We start from the raw sequence: 15,876 nt of genomic DNA, 5'->3' as shown, positions 1-15,876 counted from the left end.
GGTATATTTACAATGTAATGGAGTAGATAAGATTTTCGCCATGAAGTATTCTGTATTTACAAAAGTTATATAGACGGAGGGGAAACTTTATGAATGAAAAAAAACAAAATCCTTTATTGATCTTATTTAAATGGGCTGGAAAAGAAAAATATAAGCTGTATTTTTCTATATTATGTGGCCTTATAAGTGGATTAATGGTGGTAGCTCCATATATTGCAATATATAAAATTATAGAAGTTGTTTACTTTAAGCAAGTAACAAGGGAAATACTAGTTCAATATGGTATTTTCTTGACAGTTTCAATTATATTGAGATACTTTTTTATGGCAGTGGGTATAGTGGCTTCTCATAAAGGAGCTTATAATGCGCTTTACAATGTGAGATGTATGATTATAAATCACATGGCAAAGGTACCTCTAGGATATCTTAGTGAAAAGAGTTCTGGGGAGATAAAAAAAGTAATTAGTGAAGATATTGAAAAATTGGAACTGTTTTTAGCTCATCATCTTTCTGAGATATTTATGTATTTAAGTGGACCAATAGCTATATTTGTTTATTTATATACTATAAATCCTACTTTAGCACTTATTAGTTTAATTCCAATACCTATTGGAATATTACTACAAATCATCATGTTTAAAGGTGAAAATCATAGAATGGCTGAATTCAATAAAGTTATTGGAAATTTAAATTCAGTAATGATTGAATATATAAATGGGATGAAGCTTATAAAAGCTTATGATATGGGAGCTGATTCTTATAAAAAGTATAAAGGAGCCATTGATGAACAGTATAGTCTATGGAAGAAGGTTGCACATAAAATGGGACCTCTATATGCAATTTTTGTAATAATCCTCCAGTGCGGAGTAGCACTTATAATTCCTATAGGTGGTTTAATGTATAATCATGGTAATGTTCAAGCTGGTGGATTAATACTATTTGCGTTTGTAGGAAGTCTTTATCTTTCAGAACTTAGACCTCTAATGGAGCTTGGCTCAAACTTCTCGAAGGTTCTTAATGGAGTTAACAATGCAAGGAAAATTCTAGAAATACCTGCTTATGAAAAAGGGGACAAGACATTTCCAAGTAGTGCAGAAATTAAATTTCAGGATGTAAGTTTTTCTTATGATGGAAAAACAAATATATTAAACAATGTGAACCTTACTATTAAAGATGGTGAAAAGATAGCTCTTGTTGGAAGGTCTGGGGCTGGTAAAAGTACTATAATACAACTTATTGCACGATTTTTTGATATAGATAAAGGGAAAATTTTAATAAGTGGAAAAGATATAAAGAATATAGATTATGAAACTCTTTTAGAGAATATATCTATAGTATTTCAAAATACTTTTCTTACAAAGGAAACTATATTTGAGAATATAAAAATGGGGACAAATGCCACCTTTGAAGAAGTAAAAGAAGCAGCTAAAAAAGCTCAAATTCATCATGTCATTGAAAGGCTTCCAGAAAGTTATAGTACAAAAGTAGGGAGCCATGGTTCACGGTTCAGTGGAGGAGAAAAGCAAAGAATAGCCATTGCAAGAGCTATACTTAAAAATGCGCCAATACTTATCCTAGATGAAGCAACTTCGGCAGCTGACCCTGAAAATCAACAAGAGATAGATAAGGCTATAGACAATTTGTGTAAAGATAAAACAGTGATCATTGTTGCTCATAGACTTAATATAGTGAAGAAATGTGATAGGGTAGCGGTAGTAGAAAATAATACGGTTACAGATATAGGAGTTCATGAAGAATTACTAGAAATTAATGATTATTATAGAAAGATATGTAATGCTTATGACAAATCAAGAAATATTGAGTACTATGTAAAGGCAGGTGTATAACATGGAAAATTCTATGTGGATAAAAAAAGATAAAAAGTTGATTGTTTCAATTGTTCTCAATATAATTGAAGGATTACTTACGGGCTCAGTACTAGGTGTTATATTTTTAACCATAGATTCAGTGTTTCAAAATAACTTTGAATTAAGTAAATTAATAAATTTATGTAAATTACTAGTATGTATATTTATGGTACGTTTACTCTTATATTCTATAGGTTACACTTTAGGACATGTAGGAGGGTCTTCCACTGCAAGAAGTATAAGGCTTTTTCTTGGAAATAAGATAAAGAACCTTCCGCTTATAAATTTTTCAAAGTATAAAACAGGAGAATTTATTAACGTAATAACCCATGACGTAAATAATTATGAAGATATTTTAGGACATAAAGTTGGAGAAATAGCTAAAAATATCACGTTAAGTGCTGTAACATTGTTATTCTTATTTACTATAAATAATACTATTGGCATAGTAATTTTAATTTCTGCATTACTAATTATTCCTTTTATGATTATATCATCTAAGTTGGTTAAAAAGTATGGAGGAAGAAAGAAGGATATACTTAATGATAATGTTAGTGATTTAGTTGAATATATAAATGGTATACAAACCTTTAGAAGTTATGGTCTTGGAGGGGTAAAGAATGAAAAAATAAATAACTCTTTAAAGAGTATAAGTGATATCAGTTATAAATTTGAATCTAAAGTAGTTCCAATAGGGAGTATTTATAGAATGATAGTAGATATAAGTACACCGTTAACTATTATACTTGGAGGAAGTGAATTGATTTTTAATAGAATAACCTCTTCTGAATATGTTATTTGTGTTATCCTATCCTTTTTCATATCCCAGCTTATGGGTACCTTATTTATAGATTTGACTTCTTATAAAAATCTTATGATTTCAAAAAATGCTATGGATAATATAGCTTTACAGAAGGAAGATAATTATTCAGAAATTGTATTTAATCCAAATAGCTATGATATTGAATTTAAAGATGTTTCTTTTAGTTATATAGAAGATAATCCTGTATTAAAAAATGTAAGTTTTAAAGCTAAACATGGTGAACTTACTGCTATTGTGGGGGATTCTGGTTCAGGAAAATCCACAGTACTTAATCTTATTTCAAAATTTTATGAACCAGAAGCTGGAGATATAAAAATAGGAGGAATAAGCGTTAAAAATATCAATGGGGAAAAGGTATTGAAAAATATTTCTATGGTATATCAAGATGTTTTCTTATTTAATGATAGTATAAAAAATAATATAAAGTTTGCAAAACAAGAAGCTCTAGATAAGGAAATAGTAAGTGCATGTAAAGCTTCAAATTGTGATGAGTTTATTACTAAATTAGAAAGTGGATATGATTCTTTTGCAGGTGAAAATGGAAATAGATTATCAGGAGGAGAAAAACAGCGTATTTCAATTGCAAGAGCTATACTTAAAGATAGTCCAATACTTCTTCTTGATGAAGCCACAGCATCTTTAGATATAGAAAATGAGCTATATGTTAAAGAAGCTATATCAAAACTTGTAAGAGAAAATAAAACCATAATAATGATTGCTCACAATCTTTCTGTAGTAAAAAATGCAGATAATATTTTAGTACTAAGTGATGGAAAAATAATTGAACAGGGTAATCATGAGAAACTTATGAATAAGCGGGGAAAATACTATTCAATGTGGAACAGTGAAACATCAATATGTTGATAAATTTAATTTTCCTGCAAATGGTTTGCTTCGCAATAATATATAGTTCTAAAATCAACAACCATTTAAAACAAAGCCTTAAATTAAGATTTTTTCATTAAAGAATATGTTTTTTAAACTACATTGAAGAAATAAGTATTGTAAAATTTAAGAGGCAGCTTTACACAAAATCAGTGTAAAACTGCCATATATTAAATAATCTAGCTTACAAATATAGGTGCTTGAATTAAAGTTGTAAAAATGAATTCATGAACATGGTCATCAACACAAGTGGTGGTACCAGATACAAAGTGAACGTGCCTTCCTTCACCTACAGGGATTGCAGGACCAGTAATGACTTCAATTTCGTGGAAGTGATCAAAAAAGTCAGTACTTGTGTTTACTAAGTGGATATGAGTTCCACCAAAAGGAATTGCTTGGCTAGTAATTCCTGCAAAACGGTGATTATGAGCATCATCTGATCCAAGCTCAGCTACCCTAGTGCTACCTAAAAATTCATGAACGTGTAATTGCATTACTTCAGGACAAGCCATAAACTCGCCTCCTTTATCTCTTATAATATATAATATTTAAGTGAAGATATAATGGTACGGTTAAGTTATATGAAATGTTTCATATAGTTACAGATAGAGTATATAATCAGACGTATAAGGATAGATACTATATGAGTTATTTTTAGAATAATAATAAATGTAAAGCATATGATATAGTATACTGATTCAAGGCATAATCCTCCTTATAAAAGGCGCTTATAGAAATATAAGTGCCTTTTTACATGATATGAAGTTATCAAGTGATTCTTAGCTTTAGATGGAATTTGCTTATTGGGAATACTTTCTACAACTGAAGCTTAGTTATAGAATTATTTCTTATATAAATTAAATGAATAAAAAAAGTGTTTAGGGAAAAATTAATGAGGTAATAAGATATAAAAATATAAAGGAGTGATTTTATGTTAAATCCATTTGAAGAAAAGCCAGTTAGCATAGATTCCACCATTCAAGACTGGGCACAGTTATATCCTAAAAAATATAATAAGAATGAAGTGGATCCATATACTAAAACTCGTATAATTTTAATGAATGGTACGGAATTTGAAGCAACTTGGTTTTCACATCAATTTTCTCGTCATTGTAATAATAATGATATAAGGCGCGAACTTGCACTTATGAGAAGAATTGAACAGCAGCAACAAAAGAAAATTAGTAATTTAAGGCCACTTGATGAGACTATACTTGAAACAACAATAAGTTATGAACAACTAGCTGTTGATTTAACATGTGCACTTGCAAAGAATGAATCCAATATATATGTAAAGCAAGCTCTAGATTTTGCATTACTTGAAGATTTTGATCACTTATATAGATATGCTGATTTACTTGAAATGGAACAGGGAGTTAAAGCAGAGAATCTTGTAGGACACTATACAGAGATTATGCCAGGTAGGCCTACAATATCAGAACACCGTTACCCTTATGATGATATGAGAAGATTTGTAGATTTTAAAACTGCTGATCCACTGACAAAACTTAATATAGGAATTATAACAGCAGCAGAACAGCAAACAATGAATTATTATATGAATGTTAGCTCTTTATATAAAACTGATATTGGAAGAAAGCTTTATTTAGAAATTGGAATGATTGAGGAGCAGCACGTTACTCAATATGGAAGCTTGAAGGATACCAATTGTACATGGCTTGAAGAGTTACTTATGCATGAATACACAGAATGTTATTTATATTATTCATGCTATGAAGATGAAACAGATGAAAATATTAAAAAGATATGGGAACAAAATTACATTCAAGAAGTAGCGCATTTACATAAAGCGGCTGAACTATTAAAGAAATATGAAGGTAAGGAATGGCAGCAAGTCATACCAACTGGAGCTTTTCCAAAGTTACTTAAATTGGGTCCAAACAAAGAATATGTACGAGAAGTACAGAAAACAGCTAGACTAACTGCCCAAAGAGAAGATTATACTGAAGTATCAAATCTTCCAAATGACTTTGATTTCTTTAAATATCAAAATATCGTAAATAAAAATGTTAATGAGGTTGCAAGTCATATAGTTATAGATAATTATATTAAACAAAAAGGAATGGATTATAGATTTGAGGAAGCACCGAATCCAATAGAAGACCTTAGAGATAGAACATGTGATAATACTACTGTAGGTAGAGTAAAATAATAGTATAAGTTAAGGATTAACATACTTATTAAAGGGACTGTATCAAAATAAAGAGTAGTATAATAAATTAAATAAACTTAAAATTAGCTATGTTTTAAACTTGAGTTGAAACTGGACTTAACATTGTATTAAAACATAATTATACAATCATATAATATACACTTCGTGAATATTATATTATAGTATTAATTTTCAGGTGGTTAATTTGGCATATTGTAATAACCTCTTTTATGACCCAACTTATTTAAATCTCTTTGTAGATTATTCAGGGAATTTTTTAGAAGAGATGGAATCTATGGATTATGTGTGTGCATATGCTTTAAATGATTATCTTGCAGCATTAGCTGTAAAAGGTGATATGATAGATGAGTTTTTACAAAAAACTTCTACAATTAATTATATTGATAAGATTGATCCATTCACCCTGATAGAAACCTCTAATAATGATTTTTCTACATTACAAGATATTACAGCAATTACACCTATAGAAGCAGCCCAGATTAGAAAGGTTCAAAATAATCCAGCTATAAATGTTACTGGAAAAGATGTTATTATTGGAATTATAGATACAGGGATTGATTATTTAAATAATGCCTTTTTATCTCCAGATGGAACTACAAGAATACAAAGTATATGGGATCAATCAATTCAAAGTGACCCTCCTTCTGCGGGGGTACCTTTTGGTGTTGTTTATACGAAAGAGCAAATAAATGAGGCTATTAATGTTAAAAATAATGATGGAGATCCCTATGCAATAGTACCTAGTAGAGATGAAATTGGTCATGGAACTCAAATGTCTGGAATCATGGCTGCTAGCGGAAATAGAGAAGTTTTTAAGGGGATTGCTCCTGAATGTGAATTAGCTATTATAAAACTTAAGAGATATACGTATTATGAAGCTTTCTTTAAAGAGTCAGCCAATACTAATGCACCATTATATGCATCTTGTGATATAGCCCTTGGACTAAGACACTTATATGAAATTTTTTCAACTAATAACAAGCCAATGATTATATTTATTGGAGTAGGGACAAATTTTGGATCTCATACTGGCTTATCTTTATTAGGCACGTATATAGACACATTATCTATAAGCGACAATTTTATTGTAGTCTGCGGTACTGGAAATGAAGGAAATAGTAGGACTCACACAACGGGATTCATAGGCGGTGTTGGTGCTGTAAATCGTAGTATTATTGAATTAAAGGTGGTAAATATTAAAAATCTCATATTTCAAATTTGGCTTAAATCACCTAATAAAGCACTATTAGGTATAGATTCACCCTCTGGTGAATCCTTAGAGGTTATAAATCCTACAGAGTCTAATATAGTTACTTTTAATTTTAGCTATGAAAATACAAGAGCAGTAATAAGATACTATTATCCCTATGATTTAGGTGGTGGAGAGTTAATTCAAGTAGAATTGTATAACCTTCAAGAAGGAATTTGGTCTTTTTATCTTACTGGTGAATATATTAGCGATGGTCGTTATGATGCTTGGTTACCTCAGAGAGATATTATAGGTGAAGGAACGGCATTTGGAAGTATAAGCCAATTTACAACTTTGACCATTCCAAGTACTTCTCAATCTGTAATTTCAGTAGCCTATTATAATCAAACTAATGATACTTCAGTTGCTGACTCGGGAAGAGGATTTGATGTTGAAAGATATATTAGCCCGTTAATTGCCGCAGGAGGAATAAATCAACTTACTGTTAAGGCTGGTGGAGGAATGACTCTTGTTAGTGGAAGTTGTGTTGCTACAGCTGTAGTTGCTGGCGGGTGTGCATTATTTTTAGAATGGGCGCGGCAAGCTAATAAACCTAGTTTGAATGTACAAGGTTTAAAGGGTATACTTGCCCGTACTGCAGTTAGGCAAAAGGGAACTATTTATCCTATTCCTACCTATGGGTATGGAAGATTTGATTTAGAAAATACGTTTAAATCAGTGAGGTAATTATGGTGTCATGGCATTTTACTGTAGATCATAGAGCATTTTTAAAATATTAAATGTAGTAGTGGAATAGATATTTTCTCTATTAGAAAAGGACTATCTCAAAATCTTATTTTGAGATAGTCCTTTTATTTATCTGAAACTAAGAATCACTTGATAATTTTTCAGCTCTTACTAAAATATAGCTATTTATATATTTATCAAGAATATATTGGCCTCCTGAGTTATCCTCCAGAAATCCTGTAATTGAGAAACCTGCATCTATTTGACCTTGAATCTGCTCTTCTAAAGTATGAGAAAATTCAAAAGGACTCTCTTTTTTTAGAAAACTTTCTAATTCCTCATCACAAATAGAATTAATGGTGGAATAGGGGATGGAATATTTAACAGCTAGAGGATTGCAGTCATCTTCAAAATCAAATAAATATAATAGAGAGTTAATTATACCAGATATTAAAACTCCATTAGCTTTTAGGACTCTGTAGCATTCTTTCCAAACTATTAATACATCATCTATAAAGATATTAGATATAGGATGAATTATTAAATGGAAGCTATTATTATCTAAAAAACTTAGATTTCTCATATCACCCTGTATTGTGGTTATATTTAAATTATAGGTTTTCGCTATAAATTCATCATTTTTAAGTTGTTCATTGGATATGTCTACAACTGTCACATCAGCTCCAAGAAGTGCTAATATAGCACTCTGTTGACCGCCGCCACCTCCGAGACAAAGTACCTTTTTATTGGCTATACCTTCTAGCCATTCTGGGGGAACTGCTCTTGAAGGAGTTAAAAAAAGTTTACAATAACCCCGTTTAGCTTTTTCTATTTCTTTATTGTTAAGGGGTTTTGTCCACTTACTACCTCGCATAGCCTCTTTGTCCCAAGCTATACTATTATGCTTCGCTATATCAATTTTCATATTATTCACCTTAACATAATTTAATAGGGGTAATATATCATATTCCAAATTTATAGCATTAGTGATTTAAAATTAAGGCTTAGTTCTAAAATCAACAACCATTTAAAGCAAAACTTAAACTGAATTATAAGAGAATAAAAGTTATCATATGAAAAATATTATATGTAATAAACACTAAAAGTATTATTGGAAATAGAATAATAGTTTATAATATAAAGAATATGAATATAGGGGAAGGGAGTGAAAAAATGAAATTTTTAGGTTCTAGAACTATAAAAACGGGAGTAGGAGCTGCCATAGCTATAATAATTGCACAAGGGTTAGGTCTAAGCTACAGTGCATCCGCAGGAGTAATAACCATTCTAAGCATTCAAAATACCAAGAGGTTATCCCTAGCATTGGTATTTGAAAGGATTTTAGCCACAATCATTGGATTATTACTATCAACACTGTTATTTACATTCTTGGGACATAACCCCATAGTGTTTGGATTATTTTTAATAATATTTATTCCCATAGCGGTAAAATTTAATTTATCCCAGGGCATTGTGGTAACTTCGGTATTAGCTACTCATATACTGGCAGAAAAAGTAGTAACTATATCACTTATAATCAATGAAATTCTATTAGTGATAATAGGAGTCACTGTGGCACTTTTATTAAATTTATATATTCCAAAGGTAGAGGATAAAATAAAGGATCTTCGAGATGAAGTGGAGAGCCTTATGAGAGATATACTTATGAAAATGAGTATAGGCCTTGAGAATCAAACAGTATCCATAGAAGAGGAGAAGTTGTTTACTACTTTGAAGGAAAATTTGAGAAAAGGTAAGAAGTTTGCTTATATAGATTTTAATAATTATTTTATATCACCTAATACTTATTATATAGAATATATGAATATGAGAAATGAACAGTTTAAGGTACTAAATAGGATGAGACAACATTTTAGAAGATTCTTTATGACCTATGAACAAACTATAATTATATCAAAATTTACAGAAAAGATAGCAGTTTCTTTAGATGAAAATAATTCAGTTGAAGACCTAGTGGAAGAATTAAGTGATATGAGGAATATATTTAGAGAAATGGACCTTCCAAAGACTAGAGAAGAGTTTGAGAATAGAGCAATGCTTTATCAATTTATAAATGATTTGGAAGAGTTTTTAGATATTAAATATGAGTTTTATAGAAAGACTTTGTTTTAATATAGTGTTGATAATTAACTATATTAAAACAAACATTTAAAACAAGGCCTTGTATAATAGAGTAGATTTTATATGTTGCATAAAAATTTGGAGGTGACCCATGAAAAACTCATATTTTAAAATTATAGCATTAACATTGGGAACTCTACTATGTATATTTTTATTATGGAATTTCAAAAGTTTACTTTTGCCTTCCAAGGAAAGTGAAAACAACAATCTCTTAGATAAAGTAAATATATATTTCTTCAATGTTGGAAAAGCTGACAGTATTTTAATTAAGAGCTATAGTGGAAATATTTTAATTGATAGCGGAACTAATAAAGATGGAGGTTTATTGGTAAGAAGATTAGGGGATTTAGGTATAAATAAATTGGATTATTTAATTTTAACTCATCCTCATAAAGATCATATAGGTGGAGCACCAAAGATACTTGAAAATATAACAGTAGATAGAATAATAAAAAGCGATTTAATTGTAGATTCAAAACCATATAATAAACTTGAAGAGGCTATATTAGAAAAAGGTATACCTAATGTAGTAGGAAAAGCATCAGATAAATTTAATCTTGGAGAACTAGAATTTGAGATTTTATTTCCTTCTAAGAAATATTATAAAGAAGAGAATGATCACTCCTTAGTTTTAGAAATGAAACATGGAAGTAATAAATTCTTATTCACTGGAGATATAGAAGAAGAAGGACTAGAAGAACTTCTTTTAAATAAAAATATAGCTAATTATACCTTATTGAAAGTGCCTCATCATGGAGGATTCGAGGATTTAACATCTATATTTATAAACACTATAAAGCCTAAGTTTGCTATTATTACCAATGACATAGAGGAAAGTAAAAATCCAATAAGTGAGGAAGTATTGCAACTTCTGAAGATGAATAATACGAAGACTTTTATAACTGGAAAGGGAGAAATCAAATGTATCAGTGATGGAGGAGATCTTCATATTTCTCAATAATATATTTAAATAATAGTATTAAATAATATGAGGTGTTGGTATTGCATCACCTCATATTATAGTATATAGAATACTTTTAAAGATTATGAAATAAGAAAAATATTTATTTAAAAGGCCCAATCTCCATTTTTAAATATAGGAGTCTCAGTTCCATCAAAACCGATTCCTGTTATATTTAAATCAGAAGTGCCAAGCATAAAATCTACATGTGTTAAAGAATCATTTCCACCAGCAGCTTCCAATTCTTCCTTAGTCATTTCAACTCCATTTTTTATACATAGAGTATATGCTTTGCCAAGTGCAAAATGACAAGAAGCATTTTCATCATATAGAGTATTAAAGAATACTATATTTGAATTTGAAATAGGAGAATTAAAAGGAACTAGGGCTACTTCACCAAGATAGTGAGAGCCTTCATCAGTTTCAATTAAATTTTTCAAACTCTCATAGCCTTTTTCAGCAGAGAAATCCACAACTCTACCATCTTTAAAAGTTAAAGAAAAGTTTTCTATTAAATTCCCACCGTAGTTTAAAGGTTTTGAACTTACTACGGTTCCATTAACTCCATGTTTTTTAGGCATAGAGAAAATCTCTTCCGTTGGTATATTAGCAATAAATTCTATGCCATCAGAAGTATATTCAGAGCCTCCAACCCATAGATGATTTTCTACAAGCTCTAACATTAAATCAGTACCTAGGGAATTTTTATAATGAAGTGCCTTAAGATTTTTGCTATTTAAACAGGTCATCTTATCTGCAAGATTCTTTTTATGCTCTTCCCAAGCTAGAACAGGATCATCTTTATCGATTCTTACTATTTTGAATATTTCTTCCCATAACTTGTCAACGGAATCTTTTTCTGAAAGTTCTGGGAACACTTTAGTTGCCCATCCAACAGTAGGAAGTGCAATTATAGACCAAGAGTTTTGATTACTCATAAGTCTTTCACTGAAATCCTTTCTAGATATGCTAGCAGATTTTTGGAATGCAGCTATTTTTTTAGGATCTACATCTTTTAATAGTTCAGGATTAGATGCACTTATACTTAAAAAACAAGCTCCATTTTTAGCATAGGTGAGCACTGAATCTCTTTGCCACTCAGGATAGCTTTCGAAAACTTCCATAGGAGAGTTTAAGTATTTAAGTTTTGCACACTCCTCATCACTCCAATGTACAACCACTTCTTTAGCACCACTTTCATAGGCTTCAGCTACTATCATTCTAGTGAAATTAGCACATTCTATAGGTGACATTATCACAAGTGTCTGATCTTTTTGTACATTAACACCTACGTTAACACTTAATTTCGCATATTTCTTTAACATTTCATCTTTATTATCCACGTTAACACACCTTTCTTCATATTAAGATTATTACAATTATACCTTTAACAGTAATTAAAATCCACACTTTATTAGAATAGATGCTAGCCATCGGATAAATGTGGAAAGAGCAACTCAATGATTTTTAGAGTATGTTTAAATAGAAGTATCAACTAAAATAGGAGACTTCTATTTTATTTAACAAATATAAGTTACAATATAGCAAATTTCAAGTATAATTAGGTTAGCGATAAAGGTACAAAAGGGGAGAAACGTATGTTTAAAGAGGATGTGCAAAAGGAGCAGGACCATATAGTTCATGATTTAGTTAATTTGATTAAGTATAGATCTGTAGAAGATGAGGTTAAGCCTAATATGCCTTTTGGAGAAGGTGTTCATGAAGCCCTCACCTATATATTGAATAGAGGTAGAGAATTTGATTTTGAATCTCAAAATTTTGCAGGATATGCAGGGCATGTGGATGCGGGCAAAGGAGAATATACGGTAGGAGTACTTTGTCATGTTGATGTGGTACCAGAAGGTGAAGGCTGGAATTTTAACCCTTTTGGAGGGGAGATTTCAGATGGGAAAATATATGGAAGAGGTGCTACAGACGATAAGGGACCTATAATTGCATCAATGTATGCCATGAAAATATTAAAGGAAAAGGGTTTGATTCCTGAGGATAAGAAAGTTAGGCTTATAATAGGAACTAACGAGGAAACTGATTGGAAATGTATTAAGTATTATAAAGAGTATGAAAAGGCACCTAACATAGGATTTACTCCTGATGGTAGTTTTCCTGTTATATATGGAGAAAAGGGTATAGTTGATATTGAGTTAACTTCTGAGTTAAAAATTGACAAGGACATGCCTATAAGTTTGGTGAGTATTACTGGGGGAGAAGCTATAAACAGTGTACCCTCTAAGGCTTGCTTGATTTTAGGTTGTGACAGCTATTTTAAAGAGAAAATAGAAACCGAATTAATGTTATTTTGTAAAGAAGAAAAAATTAGAGGAATTATCAATTGCGATAAAAAGCTAATAAAGATAGAGTTTCATGGAGTTGCTGCTCATGGAGCAACTCCTGAAAAGGGAGTAAATGCAATTTCCTATGGTATAAAATTTTTAGGAAGATTTAATGAACTAATTGATAAAAGAAAATTTATAGATGAGTATAATAGGTTAATTTCAACCTTTTATAATGGAGAAAATATAAATTGCAACTTCGAAGATGAAGATTCAGGTAAGTTTACCTTTAATGTAGGACTTATAGAATTAAATTCTGATGAAGTGAGCATGAAAATAAATATTAGATATCCTATTAACAATGAGTACTATGATATTATTGATGGGATTAGAAATGGATTTAAATATTCATGCTTTAAAATTAAAGTTATTACCCATCTAAGGCCGATATGTTTTTCTAAAGAGAGTCCATTAATAAATAAATTACTGAAGGTATATAGACGTTGTACAGGAGATTATGAAACAGAACCAATGACAACAGGTGGAGGTACTTATGCTAGAGCTATGGATAATATAGTTGCATTTGGTCCAGGTTTTCCTAGTGAACAAGGAACTGCTCATAAGCCTAATGAATTTATAAAAATAGATAGATTGATGCAATTGACAGAAATATATGCTGAGGCCATTTATGAGCTATTGCAATAAGGCATATTCAAAAAATCACTAATCAATGTTTTATTTCATATACCTAAATTTTATAAAGAATAATGTAATCTTAACGATATATATAAAGAATAAGATTTTATTATGAGATAATGTCAGTGTTTATAAAGGAGTGAAAATTATGAGTAATGATATATTATTAGAAAGTGGTACTGGAGAGTTAGAGGTATTAGAATTTATTATAGGTGGGAAAAATTATGTTATTAATATAATTAAAGTAAAAGAAGTTGATGAGTGCAATGGAATAACTCCTATTCCACAAGCTCCACCAGAAATTGGTGGATTAATATTGTGTAGAGATGAAATAATAACCTTGGTAGATTTAAAATATATACTTGAAGGAAAAAAGGATTTACAAGATAATTGCACAATTATTATATGTGAGTTTAATAATTTAAAAGTGGCTTTTAACATAGATCAAATAGTGGGAGTTCATAGGATTAAATGGGAAGAAATTAGAAAGCCTAGTGTTATTACACCAACTTCATTAGTTATAGGAAATATAGTGTTAGGAGAAAAAATCCTTCTTTTATTGGACTTTGAAAAGATAGTTACAGATATAAATCCAAAGGTTGGAATAAGTAAGGAAAGAATTAGTGATATAGCCTATAAGGATAGATCCAATGTTAAAATTCTTATGGCTGATGATTCTGTACTTATTAGAAGCTTATTAAAAGAAACTTTAAACAAAGCTGGATTTACAAAATTAAAGACCTTTGATGATGGAAAAGAAGTGCTAAACTATCTAGAAAATTTAGTGGCACAAAAGGGAGAAGATTTTAAAGAGGATGTGGATTTAATAGTAACAGACATAGAGATGCCACAAATGGATGGACACACATTAACTAGAAAAATCAAGGAACATCCAATACTAAAATCACTGCCAATAATAATTTTCTCTTCTCTAATTACAAAAGAGTTAGAACATAAAGGGAAATCTGTTGGAGCTAATGCTCAACTAAGTAAACCCGAAGTAAGTAATTTAGTAGATTGTATTGATGAACTTGTAGATAAATAATATTTTACAAAGACTATTTCAAAGCCAAAATTTTAACCGCTTTGAGATAGTCTCTTTTATTTATCAAGTATGATTAACTAAAATAATACAATTATAACCTAAATACTATGATATAATCTTAATAATTGGCTTTGTTTTAAATGATATGTAGTTCATTATCAACACCATATTAAAACAAAGATTAATAATTAAGTTAATTTATATATAGAAATTAGGTGGTAAAATAGTTATTTTTGATAAAGTACTTATAATCTTATCTATTATGTCATTGTTGTACTACATTATATTGAAAATTGTAACTTTTCATATGGCATTTGCAGAGTTTTGGCTAGTTCTATCTATAGGGTTGTTTATACTAAAGATAGTTGTTAATAAACAAATAATAAATGGAGCAGTTAAGAATTTTATTATAATTCTTTTTATAATAGGAATCATAGGATTTTTAACCGTAGAGTCTATCATAGTTTATCATGGAAGCAAGCAGGAAGATGATAAAACGGATTATGTATTGGTTTTAGGAGCAGGACTTAATGGAGATAAAATATCTCAGTCATTGAGACTGAGGTTAGATAAAGCTTTAGAATTTAATAGTCTCAATCCTGATACTAAAGTTATAGTTAGTGGTGGAAAAGGAAAAAATGAAGATATAAGTGAAGCTGAGGCTATGAAAACCTATTTAATGAATAATGGACTGGAAGAAAAATTGATAATAATGGAGGACAAATCCACCAATACCTATGAGAATTTTAAATTCTCTAGCTATATTATAGGAGAAGGTAAGTCTACCACAGTTATAACTAATAGTTTTCATATGTATAGAGCAAAGACAATAGGAGAGAAATTGGGACTTAATATTAAGTGTTATGCTGCAAAAACTGGTAAGATTTCTGCATTGAATTTTTATGTAAGGGAATTCTTTGGAGTGATAAAATATTGGTTTATAAGCTAACTTGTGATTTAAGTTGACTTATCATATAAATATTTATTTACAATTCTAAAGTATGGAGTGTAGGTAGGTTAAAAATAGTGTAAAGT

Annotated in this window: 12 protein-coding genes; 9 read left to right on the top strand and 3 right to left on the bottom strand. The window is 30.0% G+C overall.

Annotated features, from left to right (window positions below):
- The first annotated feature begins 89 nt into the window (after positions 1 to 89).
- Both ACI48Q_RS12000 and ACI48Q_RS11995 read left to right on the top strand, forming a co-directional pair.
- On the top strand, positions 90 to 1,847 hold the full coding sequence (locus ACI48Q_RS12000; RefSeq protein WP_474919315.1) for an ABC transporter ATP-binding protein: 1,758 nt from the start codon (positions 90 to 92) through the stop codon (positions 1,845 to 1,847).
- A gap of 1 nt (position 1,848) precedes the next feature.
- Complete coding sequence (locus ACI48Q_RS11995) at positions 1,849 to 3,555, top strand: ABC transporter ATP-binding protein (RefSeq protein WP_474919314.1); 1,707 nt, start codon at positions 1,849 to 1,851, stop codon at positions 3,553 to 3,555.
- Positions 3,556 to 3,755: 200 nt separating this feature from the next.
- Here ACI48Q_RS11995 and ACI48Q_RS11990 read toward each other — a convergent pair whose 3' ends face one another.
- A complete protein-coding gene (locus tag ACI48Q_RS11990; protein ID WP_474919313.1) occupies positions 3,756 to 4,088 on the bottom strand; it encodes a YmaF family protein in 333 nt (110 codons plus the stop codon).
- 419 nt (positions 4,089 to 4,507) lie between these two features.
- On the opposite strand from ACI48Q_RS11990, the gene ACI48Q_RS11985 reads away from it, so the two are divergent.
- Both ACI48Q_RS11985 and ACI48Q_RS11980 read left to right on the top strand, forming a co-directional pair.
- Positions 4,508 to 5,749 (top strand): hypothetical protein, encoded by a 1,242-nt coding sequence (locus ACI48Q_RS11985; RefSeq protein ID WP_474919312.1) that lies wholly within the window; start codon positions 4,508 to 4,510, stop codon positions 5,747 to 5,749.
- 205 nt (positions 5,750 to 5,954) lie between these two features.
- Positions 5,955 to 7,706: a S8 family peptidase gene (locus ACI48Q_RS11980; protein WP_474919311.1), complete on the top strand. Its 1,752-nt coding sequence runs from the start codon at positions 5,955 to 5,957 to the stop codon at positions 7,704 to 7,706.
- A gap of 139 nt (positions 7,707 to 7,845) precedes the next feature.
- On the opposite strand, the gene ACI48Q_RS11975 is transcribed toward ACI48Q_RS11980, so the two are convergent.
- Positions 7,846 to 8,631 (bottom strand): class I SAM-dependent methyltransferase, encoded by a 786-nt coding sequence (locus ACI48Q_RS11975; RefSeq protein WP_474919310.1) that lies wholly within the window; start codon positions 8,629 to 8,631, stop codon positions 7,846 to 7,848.
- Between the two features lie 248 nt (positions 8,632 to 8,879).
- On the opposite strand from ACI48Q_RS11975, the gene ACI48Q_RS11970 reads away from it, so the two are divergent.
- Both ACI48Q_RS11970 and ACI48Q_RS11965 read left to right on the top strand, forming a co-directional pair.
- Positions 8,880 to 9,839: an aromatic acid exporter family protein gene (locus ACI48Q_RS11970; protein ID WP_474919309.1), complete on the top strand. Its 960-nt coding sequence runs from the start codon at positions 8,880 to 8,882 to the stop codon at positions 9,837 to 9,839.
- Positions 9,840 to 9,939: 100 nt separating this feature from the next.
- Positions 9,940 to 10,809 carry a ComEC/Rec2 family competence protein gene (locus tag ACI48Q_RS11965; RefSeq protein ID WP_474919308.1) on the top strand — a complete coding sequence of 290 codons (870 nt, stop codon included), beginning with the start codon at positions 9,940 to 9,942 and terminating at the stop codon, positions 10,807 to 10,809.
- Positions 10,810 to 10,916: 107 nt separating this feature from the next.
- Here the strand turns inward: ACI48Q_RS11965 and ACI48Q_RS11960 are convergent, their stop codons facing one another.
- Positions 10,917 to 12,134: an aminopeptidase gene (locus ACI48Q_RS11960; protein ID WP_474919531.1), complete on the bottom strand. Its 1,218-nt coding sequence runs from the start codon at positions 12,132 to 12,134 to the stop codon at positions 10,917 to 10,919.
- Positions 12,135 to 12,407: 273 nt separating this feature from the next.
- Between ACI48Q_RS11960 and pepV the strand changes: the two genes are divergently transcribed.
- The 3 genes from pepV (at position 12,408) to ACI48Q_RS11945 (ending at position 15,790) form a co-directional block, all read left to right on the top strand.
- Positions 12,408 to 13,805 carry a dipeptidase PepV gene (pepV, locus tag ACI48Q_RS11955; RefSeq protein WP_474919307.1) on the top strand — a complete coding sequence of 466 codons (1,398 nt, stop codon included), beginning with the start codon at positions 12,408 to 12,410 and terminating at the stop codon, positions 13,803 to 13,805.
- A 139-nt stretch (positions 13,806 to 13,944) separates the two neighbouring features.
- The gene (locus ACI48Q_RS11950; protein ID WP_474919306.1) at positions 13,945 to 14,841 is read left to right on the top strand and encodes a chemotaxis protein; all 897 of its coding nucleotides are present in this window, start codon (positions 13,945 to 13,947) and stop codon (positions 14,839 to 14,841) included.
- A 307-nt stretch (positions 14,842 to 15,148) separates the two neighbouring features.
- On the top strand, positions 15,149 to 15,790 hold the full coding sequence (locus tag ACI48Q_RS11945; protein WP_474919305.1) for a YdcF family protein: 642 nt from the start codon (positions 15,149 to 15,151) through the stop codon (positions 15,788 to 15,790).
- Positions 15,791 to 15,876: the final 86 nt, after the last annotated feature.

This window comes from Clostridium sp. LXY-7, assembly GCF_056172015.1.
Note: the sequence above shows the minus strand (reverse complement) of the source record. Positions and strands in the feature narration are given on the sequence as shown.

Coding starts and splice junctions, on each gene's coding strand:
- ACI48Q_RS11990 (WP_474919313.1), bottom strand. CDS start 4,088: ATGGCTTGTCCTGAAGTAATGCAATTACACGTTCATGAATTTTTAGGT.
- ACI48Q_RS11995 (WP_474919314.1), top strand. CDS start 1,849: ATGGAAAATTCTATGTGGATAAAAAAAGATAAAAAGTTGATTGTTTCA.
- ACI48Q_RS11985 (WP_474919312.1), top strand. CDS start 4,508: ATGTTAAATCCATTTGAAGAAAAGCCAGTTAGCATAGATTCCACCATT.
- ACI48Q_RS12000 (WP_474919315.1), top strand. CDS start 90: ATGAATGAAAAAAAACAAAATCCTTTATTGATCTTATTTAAATGGGCT.
- ACI48Q_RS11970 (WP_474919309.1), top strand. CDS start 8,880: ATGAAATTTTTAGGTTCTAGAACTATAAAAACGGGAGTAGGAGCTGCC.
- ACI48Q_RS11945 (WP_474919305.1), top strand. CDS start 15,149: ATGGCATTTGCAGAGTTTTGGCTAGTTCTATCTATAGGGTTGTTTATA.
- ACI48Q_RS11975 (WP_474919310.1), bottom strand. CDS start 8,631: ATGAAAATTGATATAGCGAAGCATAATAGTATAGCTTGGGACAAAGAG.
- ACI48Q_RS11950 (WP_474919306.1), top strand. CDS start 13,945: ATGAGTAATGATATATTATTAGAAAGTGGTACTGGAGAGTTAGAGGTA.
- ACI48Q_RS11965 (WP_474919308.1), top strand. CDS start 9,940: ATGAAAAACTCATATTTTAAAATTATAGCATTAACATTGGGAACTCTA.
- pepV (WP_474919307.1), top strand. CDS start 12,408: ATGTTTAAAGAGGATGTGCAAAAGGAGCAGGACCATATAGTTCATGAT.
- ACI48Q_RS11960 (WP_474919531.1), bottom strand. CDS start 12,134: ATGTTAAAGAAATATGCGAAATTAAGTGTTAACGTAGGTGTTAATGTA.